General features: G+C 41.3%; 22 protein-coding genes and 1 pseudogene. 16 read left to right on the top strand and 7 right to left on the bottom strand.

The window, feature by feature from the left end:
* The 4 genes and pseudogenes from ACEW80_RS07340 to ACEW80_RS07325 form a co-directional block, all read left to right on the top strand.
* A pseudogene (locus tag ACEW80_RS07340) lies at window positions 1-222 on the top strand (photosystem II q(b) protein); the annotation flags it as partial.
* A gap of 206 nt (window positions 223-428) precedes the next feature.
* Window positions 429-1,517, top strand: coding sequence for a chorismate synthase (aroC, locus tag ACEW80_RS07335; protein WP_373525959.1), 1,089 nt, complete (start codon window positions 429-431; stop codon window positions 1,515-1,517).
* A gap of 128 nt (window positions 1,518-1,645) precedes the next feature.
* Entirely contained in the window at window positions 1,646-3,439 is a 1,794-nt protein-coding gene (locus tag ACEW80_RS07330; protein WP_373525958.1) for a hypothetical protein, read from the top strand.
* Between the two features lie 27 nt (window positions 3,440-3,466).
* Entirely contained in the window at window positions 3,467-3,637 is a 171-nt protein-coding gene (locus ACEW80_RS07325; RefSeq protein ID WP_373525957.1) for a hypothetical protein, read from the top strand.
* Between the two features lie 194 nt (window positions 3,638-3,831).
* Here the strand turns inward: ACEW80_RS07325 and ACEW80_RS07320 are convergent, their stop codons facing one another.
* The gene (locus ACEW80_RS07320) at window positions 3,832-3,993 is read right to left on the bottom strand and encodes a hypothetical protein (RefSeq protein ID WP_373525966.1); all 162 of its coding nucleotides are present in this window, start codon (window positions 3,991-3,993) and stop codon (window positions 3,832-3,834) included.
* Between ACEW80_RS07320 and ACEW80_RS07315 the strand changes: the two genes are divergently transcribed.
* From ACEW80_RS07315 to ACEW80_RS07300, 4 genes are read left to right on the top strand one after another with little or no spacing between them, the layout of a single operon-like run.
* On the top strand, window positions 3,920-4,117 hold the full coding sequence (locus ACEW80_RS07315) for a SemiSWEET transporter (protein WP_373525965.1): 198 nt from the start codon (window positions 3,920-3,922) through the stop codon (window positions 4,115-4,117). The two genes, ACEW80_RS07320 and ACEW80_RS07315, sit on opposite strands and share 74 nt — an antisense overlap.
* Before the next feature lie 21 nt (window positions 4,118-4,138).
* Complete coding sequence (locus ACEW80_RS07310; RefSeq protein WP_373525956.1) at window positions 4,139-5,785, top strand: radical SAM protein; 1,647 nt, start codon at window positions 4,139-4,141, stop codon at window positions 5,783-5,785.
* Between the two features lie 11 nt (window positions 5,786-5,796).
* Complete coding sequence (locus ACEW80_RS07305) at window positions 5,797-5,985, top strand: CPXCG motif-containing cysteine-rich protein (RefSeq protein ID WP_334871764.1); 189 nt, start codon at window positions 5,797-5,799, stop codon at window positions 5,983-5,985.
* Between the two features lie 19 nt (window positions 5,986-6,004).
* Entirely contained in the window at window positions 6,005-6,451 is a 447-nt protein-coding gene (locus tag ACEW80_RS07300; protein WP_373525955.1) for an SRPBCC family protein, read from the top strand.
* 526 nt (window positions 6,452-6,977) lie between these two features.
* On the opposite strand, the gene ACEW80_RS07295 is transcribed toward ACEW80_RS07300, so the two are convergent.
* A complete protein-coding gene (locus ACEW80_RS07295; RefSeq protein ID WP_373525954.1) occupies window positions 6,978-7,127 on the bottom strand; it encodes a nicotinate phosphoribosyltransferase in 150 nt (49 codons plus the stop codon).
* Between the two features lie 347 nt (window positions 7,128-7,474).
* On the opposite strand from ACEW80_RS07295, the gene ACEW80_RS07290 reads away from it, so the two are divergent.
* The 4 genes from ACEW80_RS07290 to ACEW80_RS07275 all read left to right on the top strand — a co-directional run bounded on the left by ACEW80_RS07290 (window position 7,475) and on the right by ACEW80_RS07275 (window position 12,060).
* Window positions 7,475-8,902 carry a nicotinate phosphoribosyltransferase gene (locus ACEW80_RS07290; protein ID WP_373525953.1) on the top strand — a complete coding sequence of 476 codons (1,428 nt, stop codon included), beginning with the start codon at window positions 7,475-7,477 and terminating at the stop codon, window positions 8,900-8,902.
* A gap of 4 nt (window positions 8,903-8,906) precedes the next feature.
* A complete protein-coding gene (locus ACEW80_RS07285) occupies window positions 8,907-9,506 on the top strand; it encodes a nicotinate-nucleotide adenylyltransferase (RefSeq protein ID WP_373525964.1) in 600 nt (199 codons plus the stop codon).
* The gene (locus ACEW80_RS07280; RefSeq protein ID WP_373525952.1) at window positions 9,467-10,213 is read left to right on the top strand and encodes an NUDIX domain-containing protein; all 747 of its coding nucleotides are present in this window, start codon (window positions 9,467-9,469) and stop codon (window positions 10,211-10,213) included. The genes ACEW80_RS07285 and ACEW80_RS07280 overlap by 40 nt, the downstream gene beginning before the upstream one ends.
* Window positions 10,214-10,311: 98 nt before the next feature.
* On the top strand, window positions 10,312-12,060 hold the full coding sequence (locus tag ACEW80_RS07275) for an NAD+ synthase (protein ID WP_373525963.1): 1,749 nt from the start codon (window positions 10,312-10,314) through the stop codon (window positions 12,058-12,060).
* A 288-nt stretch (window positions 12,061-12,348) separates the two neighbouring features.
* On the opposite strand, the gene hemJ is transcribed toward ACEW80_RS07275, so the two are convergent.
* The 4 genes from hemJ to psbQ all read right to left on the bottom strand — a co-directional run bounded on the left by hemJ (window position 12,349) and on the right by psbQ (window position 15,991).
* On the bottom strand, window positions 12,349-12,930 hold the full coding sequence (gene hemJ / locus ACEW80_RS07270) for a protoporphyrinogen oxidase HemJ (protein ID WP_373525951.1): 582 nt from the start codon (window positions 12,928-12,930) through the stop codon (window positions 12,349-12,351).
* A gap of 398 nt (window positions 12,931-13,328) precedes the next feature.
* Window positions 13,329-14,180 (bottom strand): alpha/beta fold hydrolase, encoded by an 852-nt coding sequence (locus tag ACEW80_RS07265; protein WP_373525950.1) that lies wholly within the window; start codon window positions 14,178-14,180, stop codon window positions 13,329-13,331.
* Window positions 14,181-14,239: 59 nt separating this feature from the next.
* On the bottom strand, window positions 14,240-15,424 hold the full coding sequence (locus ACEW80_RS07260; RefSeq protein ID WP_373525949.1) for an NAD(P)/FAD-dependent oxidoreductase: 1,185 nt from the start codon (window positions 15,422-15,424) through the stop codon (window positions 14,240-14,242).
* 105 nt (window positions 15,425-15,529) lie between these two features.
* Window positions 15,530-15,991, bottom strand: coding sequence for a photosystem II protein PsbQ (psbQ, locus tag ACEW80_RS07255; protein ID WP_373525948.1), 462 nt, complete (start codon window positions 15,989-15,991; stop codon window positions 15,530-15,532).
* A 359-nt stretch (window positions 15,992-16,350) separates the two neighbouring features.
* On the opposite strand from psbQ, the gene ACEW80_RS07250 reads away from it, so the two are divergent.
* Window positions 16,351-16,779 (top strand): hypothetical protein, encoded by a 429-nt coding sequence (locus ACEW80_RS07250; RefSeq protein ID WP_373525947.1) that lies wholly within the window; start codon window positions 16,351-16,353, stop codon window positions 16,777-16,779.
* Between the two features lie 429 nt (window positions 16,780-17,208).
* Here ACEW80_RS07250 and hmpF read toward each other — a convergent pair whose 3' ends face one another.
* A complete protein-coding gene (gene hmpF / locus ACEW80_RS07245; protein WP_373525946.1) occupies window positions 17,209-18,972 on the bottom strand; it encodes a pilus motility taxis protein HmpF in 1,764 nt (587 codons plus the stop codon).
* A 408-nt stretch (window positions 18,973-19,380) separates the two neighbouring features.
* Between hmpF and ACEW80_RS07240 the strand changes: the two genes are divergently transcribed.
* The 3 genes from ACEW80_RS07240 (at window position 19,381) to ACEW80_RS07230 (ending at window position 21,761) form a co-directional block, all read left to right on the top strand.
* Entirely contained in the window at window positions 19,381-20,577 is a 1,197-nt protein-coding gene (locus ACEW80_RS07240; protein ID WP_373525945.1) for a response regulator, read from the top strand.
* Between the two features lie 274 nt (window positions 20,578-20,851).
* Window positions 20,852-21,217 carry a response regulator transcription factor gene (locus tag ACEW80_RS07235; RefSeq protein ID WP_069073698.1) on the top strand — a complete coding sequence of 122 codons (366 nt, stop codon included), beginning with the start codon at window positions 20,852-20,854 and terminating at the stop codon, window positions 21,215-21,217.
* A 13-nt stretch (window positions 21,218-21,230) separates the two neighbouring features.
* A complete protein-coding gene (locus ACEW80_RS07230; protein ID WP_373525944.1) occupies window positions 21,231-21,761 on the top strand; it encodes a chemotaxis protein CheW in 531 nt (176 codons plus the stop codon).

Raw genomic sequence — 21,761 nt, 5'->3', positions numbered from 1 at the left:
CTGGGTGTAAGCACGATGGCGTTCAACTTGAACGGTTTCAACTTCAACCAATCAATCATTGATTCTCAAGGTCGTGTAATCGCTACTTGGGCAGATGTAATCAACCGGGCTAACTTGGGTATGGAAGTCATGCACGAGCGCAATGCTCACAACTTCCCCCTAGATTTGGCTGCTGGTGATGTTGCTCCTGTAGCTCTAACCGCTCCTGCTATCAACGGTTAATTCGGAAGTTTCATTAAATAAAAAGCGCCCTCCGAAAAGGGGGCGCTTTTTATTGGAGAATTTACTGTTAAAGCGTAGAAAAAACTCAGAGAGACTGTTGCATAAGTGCTAAATAAAAGAATGAAAATTACTACAAGAAGCGCAAAAATTAACTTTTGCAATAACTCTAAGTAAAATACATAAGCCTCACCTTTTTCTTAAACATTATGGGCAACACTTTTGGTCATCTATTTCGCATCACTACTTTTGGTGAGTCTCACGGCGGCGGTGTGGGGGTTGTGATTGATGGTTGTCCTCCACAACTAGAAATTTCGGCAGAAGAAATTCAAGTAGAACTCGATAGAAGGCGTCCAGGACAAAGTAAAATTACGACTCCTCGTAAAGAAGCAGATACCTGCGAGATTTTATCTGGGGTATTTGAAGGCAAAACTCTAGGAACGCCCATAGGAATTTTGGTACGTAACAAAGATACTCGTCCCCAAGATTACGACGAGATGGCTGAGAAGTATCGTCCTTCTCATGCAGATGCGACTTATGATGCAAAATATGGTATTCGCAATTGGCAGGGTGGTGGTAGATCGTCAGCGCGTGAGACAATTGGAAGAGTAGCAGCAGGTGCGATCGCTAAAAAAATTCTCCGTCAAGTTGCTAATATTGAAGTTATTGCTTATGTCAAGCGTATCAAGGATTTGGAAGGTGTAGTTGATCCAAATACTGTCACCTTAGAACAAGTGGAAAGTAACATCGTTCGCTGTCCCGATGCTGAATGTGGCGATCGCATGATTGAATTAATTGAACAAGTTGGTAGACTTGGTGATTCTATCGGCGGTGTCGTAGAATGCGTGGCGCGAAATATCCCGAAAGGTTTGGGCGAACCAGTATTTGATAAATTGGAAGCTGATATCGCTAAGGGTGTGATGTCTCTGCCCGCTAGTAAAGGCTTTGAAATTGGTTCCGGTTTTGGGGGGACGCTGTTAACGGGAATTGAACATAACGACGAATATTATATTGATGAAAATGGTGAAGTTCGCACAGTAACTAACCGTTCTGGTGGTATTCAAGGCGGAATTTCCAACGGGGAAAATATCATTTTACGAGTTGCATTTAAGCCGACGGCAACAATTAGAAAAGAGCAAAAAACAGTAACTCGTGAAGGTGAAGAAACGCTATTAGCAGCAAAAGGACGGCACGATCCTTGTGTGTTGCCGCGTGCAGTTCCAATGGTTGAGGCTATGGTGGCGCTAGTATTGTGTGACCATTTGTTACGGCATCATGGGCAGTGTAAGGTGTTGTAGGGATTATACTTTGACTTTCAGAAAATATTTATGCTTCGGGGGTGAGTGTCTGACTCGCCCTTTTTTATTGGTATTGCTATAGTAGCGGATAACACATTTAACTCAGTGCGATCGCATCTACTATCAACATGGGTAAAGAGTCTCAAAATCGGTTAAAACACTTTGCTGCTTTAAAATCCAAGTACCAAGCAACTCAATATCAAGATTCATCACCCATGAGTCTGCTATATCTCATACTACGAAAAGTTGACTTAGGAATTAAACTCAGTAACTTAGAATTTAATTGGTTGAAAGAGTATGAGCTTGTTGAGACTTTAAAAGCTATCAAGCAAGAGCAGCAACATAGATTTCAAGAATTTGGAAATCTAGAATTTGACTTTTCCAAATTACAATCTAAGTACAAAGCTACAAAGCATGACGTTTCTTGGCAATCTAGTCATCTGTATTTCATACTTTTGAAACTTGAGTCAGGAAATTTAGTCACTGATTCAGATGTTAAATGGCTGAGAGCAAATGGTTTAGATGAGACGAATCAAATTGCTCAAGAGATAAACCGATTTACTCAACTTAAATCTAAGTACAAAGCTACTCAATATCAAGACTCATATCCTGAGAGTAAACTGTATCAAATACTGAAAAAATTAGAGTTAGCAGAACGTTTAAATAATTCTGAATATAATTGGCTACTCAATAACCAACTCTTGGAAACAGCAGAAATTTTTAAACATCATGAGTCAGTAGAAGAAGCTAAATTTGCTGAATTAAGAGATAAATACCAAGCGAATCCACACTCAGACTTATCATTATCCAGTCCACTATATCTAATACTGCAAAATCTTGACATAGAAAATAATTTAAGTGATTCAGAAATTAACTGGCTGGAACAGCAAGGACTTAGTGAAACAATTGCCATTGCTCAAGAATTGGAACAAACACGAGATTTTGCTGCATTGAAAGCTAAGTATAAAGCAACTGAATATCAAGATTCATCGTCTAAGAGTCACTTATATAAAATTCTCAAAAGGATTGAGTTGTCCAATCAGTTAGGTGAACAGGATATTAACTTTCTCAAAAAACGCAAGCTGACTGAGGTTATAGAAACTGCAAATGAAAAATATGCCTCTACCCTAAAATCTAAGATAGATTTCGGAGAACTACTTAATGAATCAGAAATTGACTGGCTGAAAAATAACAGACGTGCAGATATCATTGTTCTCGCTCAACAAAAGCACTTCGCTATCCTAAAGAGAAAATATGGATTGATATATCTTTCACTTGCGCTAGAGCCATTTTACACGATTATGGTCAAACTAGAGAAAAAAGAACGGCTAGATCCTAAGTTGGTTTTGCAGCTTATGGAAGAGGAACTATTATCTCCTGGCGGGAAAATTGCTCTTGCGTATTCTAGGTTAGAAGCAGAGTTTTATGAGCAGGAATTTCACCGCACTGGACATAAATGGGATATTCCCACAGCTAGTAGTTATTGGCGCAAAGCAGATGAACCTGAACAGGCATTAAAACTTACTGATTTAGACTTAAGCCAAATTAGAGAAAGCAATCTAAAGTCAGCAATTTCAGTTACTAGAGGTGCTGCTTTCAGAGATATGGATAACTTAGCTGATGCAGAAATTTGTGCAAAAAATGCTATGGAGTATCAGCCAGCAAGTTATCAACCTTGCACATTGATGGCAGCTATTGCTCATGATAGGGGTGACTATGCAAAAAGAGATTATTGGTATGAACAAGCAATTAAACGCGGTGCTAAACCTGAAGATATAGATGATGAGAGAAAACGATTAGTCAGGAGTACAAAAGATGAGAATAAACGACATGAAGCAGCAGAATATTTACTAAAAAAAGATTCACAACGCTACTCTTGGGCTAAGTCTTATCTCAAAAAATCGTCAGACAATGGTAAGTAAACTGGTTTGCATCACCAAACTACCAACATGACCAGATTTATTCACGACGTAGTGGAAAACTTGCTCAAAGTTCGTTTTGGTGAAATAGATAATGAGCTTCAAGCCATTATTGAACCTTTATTAAAGTTATCACCAGAAGAGTTTACGCCTTTACTATTGCAGTTATCACGTGAAGAATTAATCAATCGGTTTTGCTAGTTTAAAGAAGAATTCAGGAGTCAGAATCAATGAGTGGGGGAATTAAAATAATTCGTAATTTGTAATTCGTAATTCGTAATTAAGTTTTGTAATGGGGATTTTACCCCAACACAAAACTAATTAAACCCATTTATTCATCTACCACTCTCACAGAATTAAATTCTGAATTCTGGCTCCTGACTCCTGAATTCTGTTTAAAAAATTTTATTTTCTAGGTCTGTATAAATGGATTTTCTGACAATTCTCGGATTAGCGGCTGCTACACTCACCACAATCTCTTTTTTGCCACAGATGTTTAAAACGTGGCAAACCAAATCAGCAAAAGATGTTTCTTTAGTGACGCTGATTACATTCATAACTGGTGTTTTTTTGTGGTTAATTTATGGAATATATCTACAATCGTTACCGATTATTCTTGCTAATGGCGTGACATTGATTTTTAACTTGATTATTCTATGGCTTAAAATTAGATATAGATAAACTTGCCTCTAAGAAACACCTGTGACATCATCTGTATTTGATTCTGAACGCCTCCTTTTCACCCCCGCCACCCCAGACAATGACGCTATCCCCATAATCTTCGCTTTTCCCAATGAGTACAGCGTAGGTATCACTAGCCTGGGCTATCAGGTGGTGTGGGCAACTTTGACAATTCGTGATGATGTGCAAGTGAGTCGCCTGTTTACCGATACTCATGAACAACTCCCCAGAACGCCGGAAATAGTCGGATTTTCTATTTCTTGGGAACTGGATTATGTAAATATTTTAAACCTGCTGGAATCTTTAGAAATTCCCATTCGAGCAACTTTTCGTGATGATTCTCATCCAATAATTTTTGGTGGTGGCCCAGTTCTCACTGCTAATCCCGAACCTTTTGCAGATTTTTTTGATGTAATTTTGTTAGGAGATGGCGAAAACCTGTTAGGGAATTTCATTGAAGCTTACAAAGAAGTGAGAAATGCTTCTAGACAAACTCAACTAAAAAGACTTGCACAAGTCCCAGGAATTTATATTCCAAGTTTGTATGAGGTGGAATATCACACAATAGATGGTGAAGTAAAGTCTATTAAACCAATTTCTCCCGAAATTCCCGCAGTGGTGCAAAAGCAAACTTATCGCGGAAATACTCTATCGGCATCGACTGTAGTCACGGAAAAAGCCGCATGGGAAAATATTTACATGGTGGAAGTGGTGAGAAGTTGTCCAGAAATGTGCCGCTTTTGTTTGGCGAGTTATCTCACACTACCTTTTAGAACAGCGAGTCTAGAAGATTCATTAATTCCAGCGATCGCCAGAGGTTTAGAAGTTACAAATCGGTTAGGATTATTGGGGGCTTCTGTAACTCAGCATCCAGAATTTGAGACTTTGCTAGATTATATTAGTCAGCCAAAGTATGATGATATCCGTCTCAGTATTGCATCAGTGCGAACCAATACCGTAACAGTCAAGTTAGCAGAAACTTTGACGAAACGAGACACGCGATCGCTTACAATTGCTGTAGAGAGTGGTTCCGAGAAAATCCGGCAAATCATCAACAAAAAGCTGCATAACGACGAAATTATCCAAGCTGCGATAAATGCCAAAGCTGGCGGATTAAAAAGCTTGAAACTCTACGGAATGGCAGGAATTCCTGGTGAGGAACCAGAGGATTTAGAGCAAACTGTGGCGATGATGCGTAATATCAAAAAAGCTGCACCGGGATTGCGCTTAACATTTGGATGCAGCACCTTTGTACCCAAAGCCCACACACCATTTCAATGGTTTGGGGTGAATCGCCAAGCTGAAAAGCGGTTGCAGTTTTTGCAAAAACAGCTTAAACCACAGGGGATAGAGTTTCGCCCAGAAAGCTATAATTGGTCAATTATACAGGCTTTGTTGTCCAGAGGCGATCGCAGACTCTCCCAACTTCTCGAACTTACTCGTGACTTTGGCGAGTCTTTGGGTAGCTACAAACGTGCTTTCAAACAACTCAAAGGACAAATCCCTGACTTAGATTTCTACGTCCACGCCGAATGGTCAACAGAACAAGTATTACCCTGGAGCCACTTGCAAGGGCCTCTACCACAGTCTACACTACTAAAGCATTTGGCTGATGCTAAGAGTTATATCAACCCATCCCCAAAGGAATTACAGCCATTGAATTCATAGCTGAAAACTTAATGCAAAACACAGCTGAGTATTACTGCGCCTATTGCGGCGAACCGAACTTAACTTTTATTGATTTGAGTGCTGGAGGACAGCAATCTTACATTGAAGATTGTCAAGTTTGCTGTAACCCAAATATTTTGTATGTGCGGGTTAATGAAGATACCCTAGATATCGAGATTGATACCGAATCCGAAAGTTAAATTTTAGGTTTTTCTTTCCATGCTGCACTTTAAACATTCCTCAGTAATTAATGCCTCACCAGAAGTAGTTTGGAAATTTCACGAAAGGCTAGATATTTTGCAACTACTAAATCCACCTTGGCAGCCAGTCCAAATCGTTCGTCGTGAGGGGGGGCTTGCTGTGGGCGCAATTACAGAATTTCGTCTGTTTCTGGGCCTATTACCCTTAACTTGGTTAGCGCGTCATACTGAATGTGAAAAATATCGCTTGTTCACCGACGAACAGATATCTGGCCCTTTTGAGTCTTGGGTACATCGACATGAATTTAAACCGGAAGATGGCAAAACTAGGCTGACTGATGCTATTTCCTTTTCTATGCCTGGTGGAGGAACAGTTGAATTTGTCAGTGGTTGGTTAGTGCAAGTGCAATTAGAAGCAATGTTTCGCTATCGTCACTATGTGACTAAACGGGAGTGCGAGTCATAATAAACTCATCTGAGATTATTAATGCAAGTAGGACTAGCCCTTTCAAGATGACTCGACAAATCTCGTTTTTTATCTCTGTATCCTCTACGCCTCTGCGGTTTAAAAGTAATTTATCTAACTACAAAGACACAGAGGACACAAAGATTAAGAAGGGGAAGGGGGAAAGGGGAAAGGGAAACCCCATATTTAAAAATAGGGGAATAAGAGTGGTTGTACGCTGATTTTTCTCGCCTTCAAGACGCTAAGAGCAAACGCACTATGTGGCGGGTAAAATCTTCTTTTAATATTCTCCATATTTAAAAATCGGGGCTTTATACCGTGTAGGGAAAAGTTTACTTTAATTCCTTTACCCCTTCCCCCTTTTTGCTAAAAAGGGGTTTTTTGATCAACATTTTTACCCACCTTGAAAGGGCTAGTTCTACCCAGTTTAATTAATGAAAACTTTTTTAGATAAAAGCCTTGCTGGACAAAGATTTTAGTCTCAATATGCTGATCATTATTCAAGGTGGATTCTTGTATTGAACACCTACCAAGTATAGGCTCTACGTTTATTGTAAGGATCACCTGTAAAAGGCTGTATGCCAATAATCGGATAAGCATCATCCGTAGGACTAAAAATCCGCGCAGCTTCCGAAATATATTGGGTTATGTTAGCAAGTATTTCGTAAATAGCCATAATATTAGACTCCTATTTTTGAGTCGCTTTAATGGTGATACCTACACTCTAATGCCGATATTTTTGGTTAGCTATTATTGTCAATATATTGAGAATATATGCAATGTTTATTCACATAATTTAGTCTGATTCGCTCCTCCTGCCTCCTTCAACATTCAGGGTAACAAATTAACATTATTACTAAGTTTTACTATTAAAAAATATTAAGTATTTTATGAAGTTAGTATAAATTTACCTATAAATCTACTGTTCTACAGCAATTTATAAAATAAATTCGCTAGGAGTTGACATTATTTATGGTAAATATTACCATAAATAGCAGAGGCATCTTGTAGGGAAGCTCTTGCATGACAACTTTATTAGATTTGGACTATGCACCGAAACAGCAAAGCCAACAGAACCAGGAACTAAACCTTTCTGGGGATGACTACAGCTTGCTGACCGACCTTTATCAGTTAACAATGGCAGCTTGTTATACCGGTGAAGGTATAGAACAACGACGGGCAAGCTTTGAGTTGTCTGTGAGGCGCTTGCCAGAGGGTTTTGGTTATTTAATAGCAATGGGGCTAGCCCAGGCGTTGGAATATTTGGACAAATTCCGCTTTAGTGCCTCGCAAATTGCGGCATTACAGGGGACAGGAATTTTTGCTCACGCAGGCGATCACTTTTGGTCAATACTAGCTGAGGGAAAGTTTACGGGTGATGTTTGGGCAGTACCAGAAGGGACAGCCGTCTTTGCCAATCAACCACTGTTGCGAGTGGAAGCACCCCTTTGGCAAGCCCAACTGGTAGAAACTTACCTCCTGAATACGATTAATTACCAAACTTTGATTGCCACAAAAGCAGCACGGTTGCGGGATGTAGCCGGGGAGAAAGCAACGCTTTTAGAATTTGGGACACGACGAGCATTTAGTCCCCAAGCTGCTTTGTGGGCGGCACGGGCGGCATTGGCAGGTGGGTTAGATTCCACTTCCAATGTGTTAGCAGCGCTACAACTGGAACAAAAGCCAAGTGGTACAATGGCGCACGCCCTGGTGATGGCGTTGTCAGCAATAGAAGGCACTGAAGAACAAGCTTTTAGTGCATTTCACCGATATTTTCCGGGTGCGCCATTGTTAATTGATACTTACGATACCGTTGCTGCTGCCCAGCGCTTGGCCGAAAAAGTCAATTCTGGGGAAATGCAATTAACAGGAGTGAGATTGGACTCAGGAGATTTAGTTACCTTGTCAAAACAGGTGCGATCGCTTCTTCCTGGTGTGCCAATTTTTGCCAGTGGCGACTTAGACGAGTGGGAAATTGCCAGATTAAAAGCTGCTGGGGCCCAGATTGATGGTTACGGACTGGGAACGCGATTAGTTACAGGTTCGCCTGTAAACGGAGTTTATAAACTCGTAGACATAGATGGCATCCCAGTGATGAAGCAGTCGAGTGGTAAGGTTACTTATCCAGGGCGCAAGCAGATTTTTCGCTCGTTTACGGGAGGTAAGGTAAAAACAGACAGGCTGGGACTTTTAGGTGAAAGTCCTCTAGAAGAAAAACCTTTGTTGGAGTTGGTAGTGCAAGAAGGTAAACGGGTGCAACCATTGGAGACTTTAGCAACAATTCGTCAGCGTACCACTGCCTCAGTTGCCAGTTTGCCACAACAGACACGGCTTTTAAATCATCCTGTGGCTGTAGAAGTAGAGATTTCTGCCGCACTGCAAGAGTTGACTGAAGAAACTAAGAAACGAACCGCGATCGCGCAGCGTCTCGTAGAGAAGGACGCAAAGTAAGATGATGAGAATTGCTTTGTTTGGTACTAGTGCCGATCCACCAACTGCTGGTCATCAGGCAATTATGAGTTGGTTGTCTGAGCGTTATGATTGGGTGGCAGTTTGGGCAGCGGATAATCCTTTTAAGTCTCATCAAACACCTTTAGAGCATCGGGCGGCAATGCTGCAACTGTTAATTGCGGATGTCGATACACCACGGCACAATATTGCTTTGGAACAAGAATTGAGTAGCTTTAGAACACTGGAAACAGTAGAGAAAGCGAAGGTTACTTGGGGTGATGACGCTGAATTGACGTTGATCATTGGTTCAGATTTACTCAGTCAATTACCACGCTGGTATCGGATTGAAGATTTGTTACAGCAAGTGCAACTATTGATCGTGCCACGACCCGGATATGCAATAGATGAATCTAGTTCAGAGCTAGTGCAAAAGCTGGGAGGTAAAATTGCGATCGCCTCTCTTACTGGTTTAAATGTTTCCTCAACAGCGTACCGCGAAAATGGAAATCTTGAAGCCCTCACTCCCCCTGTAGTTGCCTATATTAATCGACAGCATTTGTACAAATGCCAGGACACCACCAAAAAAAGCTTTCAACTCCGCTGAACCAACAACCTTTGGCCGATTTCAAGGTTGGTGTTGATAATGTAATTTTTTCTGTAGATACTGCCCAAAATCGGCTGTTAGTTCTACTAGTAATGCGGCAGCAAGAACCATTTTTAAATCATTGGAGTCTTCCCGGTACTTTGGTGCGTCCAGGTGAGTCTTTAGAGGATGCCGCCTATCGCATTATGGCAGAGAAAATTAAAGTCAATAATCTCTATTTAGAACAACTGTATACCTTTGGAGGCCCGAATCGCGATCCACGGGAAGCAACCGATAGTTATGGTGTGCGCTATTTATCAGTTAGCTATTTTGCCCTTGTGCGGTTTGAGGAAGCCGAATTGATTGCCGATCGCATGACTGGCATAGCTTGGTATCCGGTAAAACAAGTGCCGCAATTAGCTTTTGACCATAATGAAATTCTGGTCTACGGACACAGGCGTTTGCGAAATAAATTGGAGTATAGTCCAGTGGCTTTTGAAGTCTTACCAGAAATGTTCACTTTAAATGATTTATATCAGTTATATGCGACAGTTTTAGGAGACAATTTTTCCGATTATTCTAATTTTCGGGCGCGTCTACTCAAGTTAGGTTTTTTATGTGATACCAGAATTAAGGTATCACGAGGTGCTGGTCGTCCGGCTAGTTTGTATAAGTTTGATGCCGAAGCTTTTGCTCCCTTAAAAGATAAACCTTTGGTGTTTATTTAACCAATTTCTACCCCAAGTCCAGAGTTAAAAGTCTTAAGTCCAGAGTAACTTATGACTCTTGACAAATGACCAATGACTAATGACTAATGACAAATAATATGAAAATTGCGATCGCTCAAATTAATCCGACAATTGGTGATTTGCTTTTAAATGCCCAAAAAATCCTGGAGGCGGCACAACGAGCAGCATCTAGCGGTGCGCGTTTGTTGTTGACACCAGAACTTTCTTTGTGTGGCTATCCACCAAGGGATTTATTACTAAATCCTAGTTTTGTGGAAGCAATGGGTATCACGTTACAAAACTTAGCCCAGGATTTACCGCCAAATTTAGTTGTATTGGTAGGAACTGTTGAACAGAACCTCAAAGCATCTATTACTGGTGGTAAACCTTTATTTAACAGCATAGCTTTGTTAGAGAATGGCAAGGTCAAGCAACTTTTTCACAAGCAACTTTTGCCTACTTACGATGTCTTTGATGAACATCGCTATTTTGAATCAGGTTTGCAAGCTAATTATTTCACTCTAGATAATATCCATATTGGTGTAACTATTTGCGAAGATTTATGGAACGATGAGGAATTTTGGGGCAAGCGTAGTTATGCAGTGAATCCGATTGCTGACTTAGCAATTCTGGGTGTAGATTTGATTGCAAATTTGTCTGCTTCCCCCTACACTGTCAGCAAGCAGCAGTTTCGTGAAACAATGCTTAAGCATAGTGCAGTGCGTTTTCAACAACCGATTATTTATGTTAATCAGGTTGGCGGAAATGATGACCTAATTTTTGATGGGCGTAGTTTTACCTTGAATCGTCAAGGTGAAATTATGTGTCGCGCCTGTGGTTTTGACAGTGATTTAGTAGTAGTAGAATTTGACGAGGTGCAACGGGATTTGCAGTTGGGTTCTATAGTACCTATATATGAATCAGAAGATGAAGAAATTTGGCAAGCTTTAGTTTTAGGAGTGCGAGATTATGCTCGTAAGTGTCGCTTTTCTAAAGTAGTGTTGGGTTTAAGTGGCGGGATTGACTCTGCAATTGTCGCTGCGATCGCAACTGCTGCACTTGGTCAAGAAAATGTCCTTGGTGTTCTCATGCCTTCCCCTTACAGTTCCGATCATTCCATTAGTGATGCTTTAGCATTAGCCGAAAATCTGGGTATTAAGACTAATCTTTTACCAATTGGCGAGTTAATGCAAGGCTTTGATCAAACATTAGGTGATTTGTTTGCAGATACCGAGTTTGGATTGGCAGAAGAGAATATACAATCCCGAATTCGCGGTAATTTATTAATGGCGATCGCTAATAAATTTGGCTATCTTCTCCTATCTACCGGTAACAAATCAGAAATGGCGGTCGGTTACTGTACTCTCTACGGCGATATGAATGGCGGGTTAGCGGTAATTGCAGATGTCCCTAAAACCCGTGTGTATTCACTTTGCCAATGGTTAAATCGCAATAATGAAATCATCCCGCAAAACATCTTGACTAAAGCACCTAGCGCTGAATTAAAACCAGGTCAAGTTGATCAAGACTCTCTACCGCCTTACGAAATTTTGGACGATATTTTGCAACGCCTGATTAATAATCATCAATCAGCAGCGCAAATTGTTGCAGCAGGTCACGATCTGGTGATTGTAGACCGAGTAATCCAAATGGTAGCGCGGGCTGAATTTAAACGCCGACAAGCACCCCCCGGTTTAAAAATCACCGATCGCGCCTTCGGAACTGGTTGGCGAATGCCTATTGCCAGTAATTGGGTTGGTGTCAAAAACGCTTACCAGACTAAAACTGTACCTACGCCTACCCTAGTCTGTTGGGATGGACAAGATGCCCATCCGCAAATCAAGTAGTAGTCTGTCAAGCTAAACGTGGACGCAGAGATAATTTCCCTCACCGCGTCTTGTTGGATGTTGAGATTTGCTTCCTGTATCAAAACCTTGATTTTTCTATTTATGATGCAGTACACGTCAGTTAAGCATTTCTTCCTTTTCTTTGCGTCCTTTTAAATTGGAGGTTGGGTTAAGCAGAGCGCAACCCAACAAAGCCCCAGAAATGTTGGGTTTCGTTCGTCAAGCTAACCTACGCAGTTTAAATTTTTGGCGCTAATCCAACTACTTTGTGTAAGACAGCAATTTTGTCTAACTTTGTTCTTGTGGTTGCCCTATCTGTGCCGTCAGCTTCTCTTTATCTTGCCTGCGTTTTTTGGCGTAAAGTTGAATAGTTACTGCCATCAAAATAATCATGGCAAAAATGCCCCAGACAGTGATATCTGTAGGTAAATTATTTTTAAACACAGCCAGCAGGACGATCGCTACTAACATAACTGTGGGTGCTTCATTTAAAGCACGTAGTTGCTGGCCATTCCAGCCACATTCATCTACTGCTAACTTCTTCATAATCCGGGCGCAGTAATGATGATAGCCGATTAAAATGGCAACAAACAGCAGCTTGATATGCAACCAACCCTCTTTTAAAACGTCCGGTTCAGTGCTTAATAAACCGATAGCCATTGCGATCGTCACAAACATTCCTGGGTTAGTGATGATATAGTAGAGACGCTTTTCCATAATTTGATACTGATTCTTCAGTATCGTTCGGGCTGGTTCAGGTTCAAGGTTCGCTTCAACATGATAGATAAAAAGACGTACCAGATAGAACAAACCGGCGAACCAAACTACAAAGCCGACAATATGAAATGCTTTAAACCATGAATAAGCCATGAATTCTAATTTCCTTTACTTGTGGTTGTGATGCATTTTTAGTGTTAATAAAAAGTTCACAAATGCAGGCGGGGATAACATTTATAAAAACAGAATTCAGAAGTCAGGAGTCAGAATTTAGCATAGATTCTGTACGATTGGAGAATGAATAAAAGGGTTTAAGATCGCCACTAAATCAACGGTTTAGTGGTCTTCTCTACGTGATCCAAGCTTTGCAAACTCCCTAACGCTACGCTATCCATGTAGGATTCAGACCCACCACTGATGGTTACTGAGTTTGCTGTTAGCGCAGCCTGTTGTAGAGAAGTATTGATTCTTACTTCTGAATTCTGACTCCTGAATTCTTCTTTATCTGTGGGTTCATTTTTATAATATCGATTTTTGCCAGAAGTATATTGTCAATGAGCATCTTTACGGCGTACAAAGGGTAAAAGGTCTTTCAAAATTTCCTCGTGGTAGTGTTCTTGAGGGTAATGTCCGACGTTATTAAGTTTTATTAATTCGGTATTTGGCACGGAATTTGCAAAATTTTGTGCCATGTCTATAGGTAGCCAAGGGTCAATCATACCCCATTGGATTAGAATTGGCTGTTGCCATTGTTTAAAGCCAGATTCAATTTCTTTCATTGCGGAATCAAGCTGTAAATTGCGAACACTTGCTAACAGACTCCGACCAGATGCAGAAGTTTTCAAAAATGGTTTTCGATAAATATCTAAATCATTATCTTCTATGCGATAACGGCTGCCACCTTCTAGCGTCCGGTCAACTAAAAGCGGATCTTGAGTCATTACTTCACCTACCAAAGGTAAACCCAATTGTTTAATTTTCCAGGGTATTTTGGCAGCAGTTGAAATTGGTGTATTTAGGATAGCTAAATTGGCAATTTGTTCGGGGTGACGCAAAGCATATTGTAGTCCTACAGAACCTAAAAAGCCTTGGACAACTAAAGAAAAATGTTCAAGTTCCAGCGCTTTAATAAATCCTGATAAAGCAGTGATAAAAGCATCGGGAGTGTAAGCAAAATCTCGTTTTTCTGGTTTTGCAGAAAATCCGTAACCAATCCAATCTGGTGCGATCGCTCTTGTCCCCTGATTCGCCAAAGCAGGTATAATATTACGCCAACTGTAACTTTGTGAAACTAAGCCATGTAGCAACAACACAGGCGTTAAGTCGGTTCTGCCGATTGGTAAAGATTCCCGATAAAACCATTCCAGTGAATCTACATTGATTTTATGTTCTGTTATTGACACGCTATTTTTTTATGGATTGGGCATTGGGTATTGGGCATTGGGTATTGAGTACCTAACTCTTAACTCCCCACTTCATGAGAAATAATCATCTCACGAATTGCATAAGCTGTGGCGGGTGCTAGTAAAACGCCATTGCGATAATGTCCGGTAGCTAGGAGGACATTACTAAACCCTGGCAACTTACCAATAACTGGGGCCGGTCGTCCTTCAGGACGGGGACGTAACCCCGACCAAGTGCAGAGAATAGTTGCTGTGGCTAGCTCTGGGCAAAATGCGATCGCTTGTTCTCTAAGAGCTTCCAGTAGTTCTTGATTTGGCAGGATCTCACCCTCCGGGTTCGCCAGTTCCTTTAACGGGGGGAACCCCCGCAACGGACTGGACTCATTTCCATCGCTGGGAAATTCCACTGTTGCACCTACCCAATAATCTGTGCTGCCCACAGGAACAATATGGACATCGTTACCTGTTATCGCTGGCTGGAAGTCGGGATTACCTAATAGATATCCTAAACGTAATTGCAACGCTTGCCCCAGTACAGGGCGGATATCAATCATCTGATTTAATTTTGCTGTCAGTGCTGTTGAACCTAGCCCGGCTGCGATTACAAACCAATCAGCGGCTATTTTACCTTCTGTAGTCTCAAGTTGAGTGCAAAGTTGGGGGGAAGATTCAAGTGTAGAGATTGGGGCATCCAAAACAGCCACACCAAATTTGAAAGTCACACCGTTTTGCTGGGCAGCCTCAACTAAAGCTAACGTGAGGGCAATTGGATCAAGTTGACGGTCTTGCGGAGAATAGACAGCGCCAGTAATTTTTTCGTGATTAATTTGAGGACAGATATTCTTAAGTTTAGCCGTGTCCCAAATTTCTAAATGCCAGCCTTGAGAGTGGCGAATTTCGACTAATTTTTCCCATGCTGAGATCCCCTCTTGCCCTGCTTTAAGATGGCTATCAGACAAAAGCATGAGAATTCCCTGACGATTAAAAGGAATTTTGCGACCTGTTAAAGCTTCTAGTTCAGGAATCAAAGTCTCATAGCGTTGGATGCTAGTTTGTCGCATCTGCCAAGCTTTGCCCTTAATTTTTTGGCTGATTGCGCCCATCAAAACGCCAAGTGCAGCGCCCGTGGAAGCTTGGGCTGGTGGTTGCCGATCGCAAACTGTGATTTTCAGTCCTTTAACTAGACTTAGTTCATAAGCGATCGCTGCCCCAACTACACCACAACCGATAATAACTACATTCATGACTTGTATTTGAAGTGAGGAGTTAGGAGTGAGAAGTTAAAAATTTAAAATTCCTAACAGATGCGATTAATCGCGTCTCTACTCCTAACTCCTGTACAGACGCGATTAATCGCGTCTCTCTTCTGTTTTAGGAAGCAGCTGGAGGAATTTGTCAATGTCTGCGAAAGCAGCTTGGGAGTTACTCAAAGCAATTTGAGCATTGCTAGCACTAGTACCTCTATCAAGTTTAACTAGATGGTTAAAGAAATCTCGCGTTATTTGACGTGCTGTGGGTTGGTCTTTGGGTAGAAGGTTAGGAGTGACATAAGTCAGGTTCAGCTTTGCTTCTGTTATGGGACCATGTATAAAGTTACGCACATTAATCCAATCTTTTGTTTGGATCAGGGTATTTAACTCTTCTGAGCGATCGCGCACAGCCTGAATTTCAGGAACGTATGCCTGAATTTTTTCAAGTTGTGTTGCTGTGTAAGTTGGAGGTGCAACTGCAACACCAGGACTGCCACAACTAATGAGGAATGTGGCCAATAGTACTAAAAGAAATGAAAAAATCGAGCGTTGACGCACCATAGACTGAACTTAATTGCTTTTTGTTTGCCAAGTAACAGTGTCATTTTAGATCGCTAGCGCAATTTATCGCTCTTATCAGCCAAGGATTTTGCAGAAAATCCTGATATTTTCTCCAAAGGACAGAGTCCCATCCGCTTTTGAAGAATTTTTAAGTATAATCACTTAATAGGTGTTACCCAGTTCCAACAAGAAGCGATCTTTGGCATCTGTTAATAATCAGGATTGTTCGGAAAGTATGATTTAGAGTTGCTAAATTAAAAAGGTCTTGATAATCTGAGACACCGATAATATAAGCCTTCTGGCGGTTTTCCTGTCTTCACATTACCCCAGACGCCGACGCAATATAGGAGTATTTTTTAGTGAACGCATCTGAACAGGCAACTAACCTTAAACTTGCCAGCAACATTGCTACAGTAGTTAATTTGTTCAAATTTGAGTTTCCTGACGCCAAATCTGATCTCAAACCCTGGAAGAATGACCCGGAGACTAGGGAATTAGTCGATCCAGATTCTATAGATATTGGTTTTCACTTTCCTGGTATCAGCAAATCTTGGCGAAGTCGCAGTATTTTAATTCAAATCCGATTTTATCAAGATCCCATCAATAATTCACGCCGGGCGATCGGTGTGGAGGTAGCTGGATTTGATCATCGCGGCGAAGCGTGGCGACTGTCTACGGTGGAAAACTGGAGTATTGTCGGGGCATCTTCGCCTTCAGGTGAAATTGGGGATAAGCTCAAACAGATTTGCCGACAGATTTTAGAAGTATTTAATAAACAAAGTGAATAAAATCAACTTGTGTTAGAAAAAGTAGTGAGGAATAATACAGAGGAAAACTTTGCGTAGGCGTAGCCCAACCCAGATATTACCCTGAGCCTGCGTCGTTCGCGCAGCGTCTCGCAGAGAAGGGCATCGCTAGATAACATTGCTGACTCTGGCTTTGGGAGATGCAGAATTAGGCATTGGGTAGCTGGTTGTTAAAGCCACTTAATTGAATTAGCGTTGCCAATGGAAACGAATTATGTCAGAGGAAACCGCTTTGAACTAATGACTTAATAGTTGCTTGGCGTTTGCTGTGGCTGACTTACTTAGCTCGTTGTCAGCTTAGAGCGTCTCATTTGAAAAGTCTATTACTCATAAATCCCCTTGTCAATAGGGTTTGAGACGCGCTAACCCTGTCTACAAGTCTCAGCTATTACCTTCACCACTGGGCACTTTTTAAGACGCTAACAATTCTGGCTGAGACATTAAACTTTGGAGAGTATGGCGCATCTGAGCGATCACCTGGAGTTGAGAGTCACCAGTTTCCTGGAATTGATCCAAAGATTCTCCAATTCCTTGCAGCTTTTGCCGTAAGCCATCCAGAGAATCCTGAATTGGCTGTAGTACTTCTTCATAAAGATTCACTCGACCAGAGCATTCAGCAGTTGCTCTTCGTAGGGATAGCAAGTTTTCCTCGATCGCTTTTAGTTCTTGGCGTTTTTCATCAAAATCGTGAGTTTGATTGTCAATCATTCCTTGATTTAGCTCAATACCGGTACGGATCTGCTCAATCTCACGTTCCAGCTTTTGTATTTCCTGTGAATGTTGTTGTCGCTGGGTTTCAATTTGTAACAGAATCGGTTCTAAATTAATTTTATTGTTACTTTCTTCTTCATTATTAACAATATGTCCTTGCCGCCGCAGCAGTACAGCTTGGTGTTGCTTGAGAAACTTCTGATGCTGTAACATATTACGGCGTTGTCCCACCAAACTGGAGTTTAGCATTTCATAGAGGTCTTTTTCATCTGTTAGTTCTAGTTCCAAATTGATATGGTCATGGTCAGATGCGTGATTTATTTTAGTTTGCAGTTCTTCTATAGCTTCTTGTTTATATTTCAGTTCTTGTTCTTGATCGTGAACAAAGCTAGCGTCTATTTCCACCTTATATTGCAAGTCTTGCACTATTTTTTGTAGTTCTTCTAAAGGCTTTTTCTCCAAAGCTTCCACATCAACTTGCTGACCAAGAACTACATCACCAGATGTTGCAGCCAAAGAGTGAATTTGTTGATATAACTCTTCAGCGTTTCGTAATTGCTCTTTGATTATCCGAGTATATTCTTGCTTGCTGGTAAGGTCTGCTGTATTCACCTGCAATTGGGCTGTGTGCTGGGCTAGAGAATTTTGGGCTTGTTGTGATGCATTTTGGCGATCGCTAAAGGTTTGTGACAAGCGCTCAACTTCTTCGTGCTGTTGAGCGATCGCAGTTTTTTGCTCCTCTAGTTTTTGCCAATGTGGGGTAAGAGTAGCTTGCTGTTTTTCGATTAATTCAAAAGCCAGATGGAGGTGTTCTCTGACTGTTTCTGTGGGAGCAATGCGAGTAGACAAGCGATCGAGTAACCCACTCATCACCCGACTTTGCTCCTCATCTAAAACCGTCCCTTGTTGGAAGTCCGCTTGATGTTCCTCTAGGCGACGCTGCTCACCCCGCAAATGCTCCCAAGCGCCTGACAATTCCTGGCGGTTGCGTTCAACTTCTGCAAGAACCCGTTCAATCTCACCACGGGATGTTTCAACTTCCTGTTTTTGCTCCTCTAGGCGTTGCACCTCATCTTCCATTTCTTGCAACTGTTCTGACCGTGCTTCCATGTCCATTTCACGGCGATTCAACTCTTGCGCCTGAAACGTTAGCGACTGTTTCCACTGATCAATCTCATCTTCCTTGAGCTTAAATTTCTCCAATTGGCGAGAAAAATTCTGCAAAATATTAACTAACGGACGCCCTGCCTCCTGAATTCGCTGCACTTGACGATTCGGATTCAGTTCAACCAATACCAAAGCACCATCATTTAATTTGCTTGCATCCTCAGCGGCAATCACTTCTTCCGACACAGTACTCCAATTCTGGTCAGTTCGCTGACAAGCTAGCAATTTTAGTTCGGTTTTGGCACCGCCACTGAGTAAACCACCTTTCTGTTTTTGTACTTCTGCTAAATACAGCACACCGTTAGTCCTTTATTGATGCACTTAAAGTTCGTGTTTTGGGATATACCTTAAATAATTCTGTTAACTTCTCTCACTGAACCGAAGTTTAGGAGAACAAGACAGACAAAACTATAGACGTGAGATATTACGTCTTGATACTTATAGAAGCGACTTGGTCGCGCCTTTATATTCTGTACTGATGATAGTGATGATGACTTCCGTGTTAATACTAGCTTTATCGAAAGCTATTACGAAATATTAAGATTTATAGCTTAATTTATTTCTTAATGACAAGAAGGAACAGGGTAAAAATCTTTCCAATACTGCATAATCAATACTTAAACTACCTGCTCGAAACATGGAAAAATTGCGGGACACCATTAACACATAATATCAACGGCATTGCAAGGAGGACTTTTTAACTAAATGCAGGGAAATTTAAATGAAATTGATATTTGCAGTATCTTGCAATTAATTGAGTTGGGACAGCGAACTGGACAACTATGGGTGGAAGCTTATAACTCCCACCATAGCAACAAAGGAGATGGAGATGGAGCTATCAGACATCACTCCAAACAAAAATCTTGGTTTGTCTTTTTCCTCAACGGTCAAATTATTTATTGCCAGGAAGGCGAAAGTAGTTTATCCCGGATTAATGATTATTTACATTATTACCGAATTGAGATGCGACTCGCTGATAAACAAATTGCCGAGCTATCATCAACCGATGCGTCAGAGTATGCCTATCTTTGGGCGCTCTTGGAGCAAAATATTATCAATCCAAAGATAGCTGGTAATATCATCCACGGCTTAGTCCATGAAACCCTCTTTGACCTGTTGAGTTTACACCAAGGCAACTTTATTTTCCATCAGGATACACCACTTGCTCCGCAATTAAATACTTTGGAGATTGCGCCCTTTGTGACAAAAATTATCAAGCAGGTGCAAGAGTGGAAGCAACTCTATCCACATATTCAGTCTCCCGAACAGTTGCCAGTGCTATCTGACAAAGTTCAGCTACACTCATCGCTACCAGCAGCAACCGTGAGTAAGCTACAACATTGGGCTGATGGTAAAACTTCCCTGCGTCAGCTGGCTCGCTATCTTAACCGAGACATTTTGACCGTGGCTAAGGCAATATATCCATATGTGCAGCAGAGTTGGCTACAACTAGTATATTCAGTCACAACTAAACCGGATACTCACATAGAAAATTGGCACTTGGAGGGAAAATACAAAGGACGGATAGTATGTATTGACGATGCGATCGCGATCGGTGAGACTATAAATTCCATCTTAAAACCACAAGGTTATGAAGCGATCGCTCTCACCAATCCCTTGGAGGCGCTCAATCTAATTTTTCAACTCAAACCGGATTTGATTTTATGCGACATTGCCATGCCGGAATTGGAAGGGTACGAGGTTTGTTCCATGCTGCGACATTCAACAGCATTTCGGCTCTTACCGATTATCATGCTCAGTGGTAAAGATGGATTTATTGATCGACTCAAAGCTAGGATGGTCGGGGCAACAGATTATTTAACAAAACCATTTACAGATACTGAGTTACTCATGCTCGTAGGGAAATATATAAACAAAGATTTTCATGAGAATAGGGCATAGGGCATTGGGCATGGGAAAAACAAATTTTCATTCTGTGTTTACGAACTATAGTTCATGGAGTCTGCTGTGTCGGAGGACATAAAGAAAGCTAAGACTTGTTGATTTCCCAAAAGATGAGGTAAAAGATGTTATCACAGAGTCAGCCAACTCAGTGAAATGTAAATATCTAGGAAATTAATGAAAAACTAGAATTAATTTATACAGTTAGCACTTACGGGAGAATCAGGGAATGTTCCAAATAGGAACGTCTACATCAGGAGGTAGATAAGCACTTATGAGTACAGTTCTGATTGTGGAAGACAGTATCGCGCAAAGGGAGATGATTACAGATCTCCTGAAAGCAACTGGCCTAACAGTCACCCATGCCAGTGACGGATTAGAAGCATTGGAGGCAATTCAAATAGCACCTCCCGATTTGGTGGTATTGGATATTGTCATGCCCCGGATGAACGGCTACGAAGTTTGTCGGCGGTTAAAATCCGATCCAAAAACCCAAAATGTTCCTGTAGTTATGTGTTCTTCTAAAGGTGAAGAATTTGATCGCTACTGGGGAATGAAACAGGGTGCAGACGCTTACATAGCCAAACCGTTTCAACCAACCGAGTTGGTGGGAACAGTCAAACAACTGCTGCGAGGATAAGGATAAAAACAATATGGTCAGCAAACCGGACTTTTTAAGTGGCAGCGGTCAAGACCACTTTCGACCAGAATTACAAGTAGAAAGTCCTGAAGGTGAGTTACATTTGAGGTTTTATATTCCCTCGCATCAGGAGTTTGCGCTACAAGCAACTGGCATCCGAGAGGTAATTGAACTAAGTCCTGATAGAATCACCCCGATTCCTAATGCTTCTCCTTTACTTTTGGGTACTCTAAATTTACGAGGTCGAGTTATTTGGGTGGCTGATTTGGGTCAATTTCTTGGAGAAGCAAGTGCATTAAATACGGATAGAGCTGAAATTCCGGTGATTGCCATCGAAGAGCAAGACACAATAGTGGGTTTAGCAGTAGAGGAAATTGGTGGTATGGACTGGCTAGATGTCCAGAATCTCATGCCGCCAACTCGTATTCCAGATACTATGGCTCCCTTCTTGCGCGGAGAGTGGTTATTAGATGCCAAAAAAAATCAGTGTCTACGACTACTAGATCAAATGGCAATTTTACGGAGTGCTAGGTGGGCAGGATGA

Source organism: Nostoc sp. (assembly GCF_041747015.1).
Classification (GTDB): Bacteria; Cyanobacteriota; Cyanobacteriia; order Cyanobacteriales; family Nostocaceae; genus Nostoc.
The sequence above is the reverse complement of the archived record's forward strand: the minus strand, read 5'-3'. Positions and strand labels throughout refer to the sequence as shown.

What these genes read in the sequence shown, in the direction of transcription:
- aroC (WP_373525959.1), top strand. Translation starts at nt 429, where the DNA reads ATGGGCAACACTTTTGGTCATCTATTTCGCATCACTACTTTTGGTGAG.
- ACEW80_RS07330 (WP_373525958.1), top strand. Translation starts at nt 1,646, where the DNA reads ATGGGTAAAGAGTCTCAAAATCGGTTAAAACACTTTGCTGCTTTAAAA.
- ACEW80_RS07325 (WP_373525957.1), top strand. Translation starts at nt 3,467, where the DNA reads ATGACCAGATTTATTCACGACGTAGTGGAAAACTTGCTCAAAGTTCGT.
- ACEW80_RS07320 (WP_373525966.1), bottom strand. Translation starts at nt 3,993, where the DNA reads ATGAATGTAATCAGCGTCACTAAAGAAACATCTTTTGCTGATTTGGTT.
- ACEW80_RS07305 (WP_334871764.1), top strand. Translation starts at nt 5,797, where the DNA reads ATGCAAAACACAGCTGAGTATTACTGCGCCTATTGCGGCGAACCGAAC.
- ACEW80_RS07300 (WP_373525955.1), top strand. Translation starts at nt 6,005, where the DNA reads ATGCTGCACTTTAAACATTCCTCAGTAATTAATGCCTCACCAGAAGTA.
- ACEW80_RS07295 (WP_373525954.1), bottom strand. Translation starts at nt 7,127, where the DNA reads ATGGCTATTTACGAAATACTTGCTAACATAACCCAATATATTTCGGAA.
- ACEW80_RS07290 (WP_373525953.1), top strand. Translation starts at nt 7,475, where the DNA reads ATGACAACTTTATTAGATTTGGACTATGCACCGAAACAGCAAAGCCAA.
- ACEW80_RS07285 (WP_373525964.1), top strand. Translation starts at nt 8,907, where the DNA reads ATGAGAATTGCTTTGTTTGGTACTAGTGCCGATCCACCAACTGCTGGT.
- ACEW80_RS07280 (WP_373525952.1), top strand. Translation starts at nt 9,467, where the DNA reads ATGCCAGGACACCACCAAAAAAAGCTTTCAACTCCGCTGAACCAACAA.
- ACEW80_RS07275 (WP_373525963.1), top strand. Translation starts at nt 10,312, where the DNA reads ATGAAAATTGCGATCGCTCAAATTAATCCGACAATTGGTGATTTGCTT.
- hemJ (WP_373525951.1), bottom strand. Translation starts at nt 12,930, where the DNA reads ATGGCTTATTCATGGTTTAAAGCATTTCATATTGTCGGCTTTGTAGTT.
- ACEW80_RS07260 (WP_373525949.1), bottom strand. Translation starts at nt 15,424, where the DNA reads ATGAATGTAGTTATTATCGGTTGTGGTGTAGTTGGGGCAGCGATCGCT.
- psbQ (WP_373525948.1), bottom strand. Translation starts at nt 15,991, where the DNA reads ATGGTGCGTCAACGCTCGATTTTTTCATTTCTTTTAGTACTATTGGCC.
- ACEW80_RS07240 (WP_373525945.1), top strand. Translation starts at nt 19,381, where the DNA reads ATGCAGGGAAATTTAAATGAAATTGATATTTGCAGTATCTTGCAATTA.
- ACEW80_RS07235 (WP_069073698.1), top strand. Translation starts at nt 20,852, where the DNA reads ATGAGTACAGTTCTGATTGTGGAAGACAGTATCGCGCAAAGGGAGATG.
- ACEW80_RS07230 (WP_373525944.1), top strand. Translation starts at nt 21,231, where the DNA reads ATGGTCAGCAAACCGGACTTTTTAAGTGGCAGCGGTCAAGACCACTTT.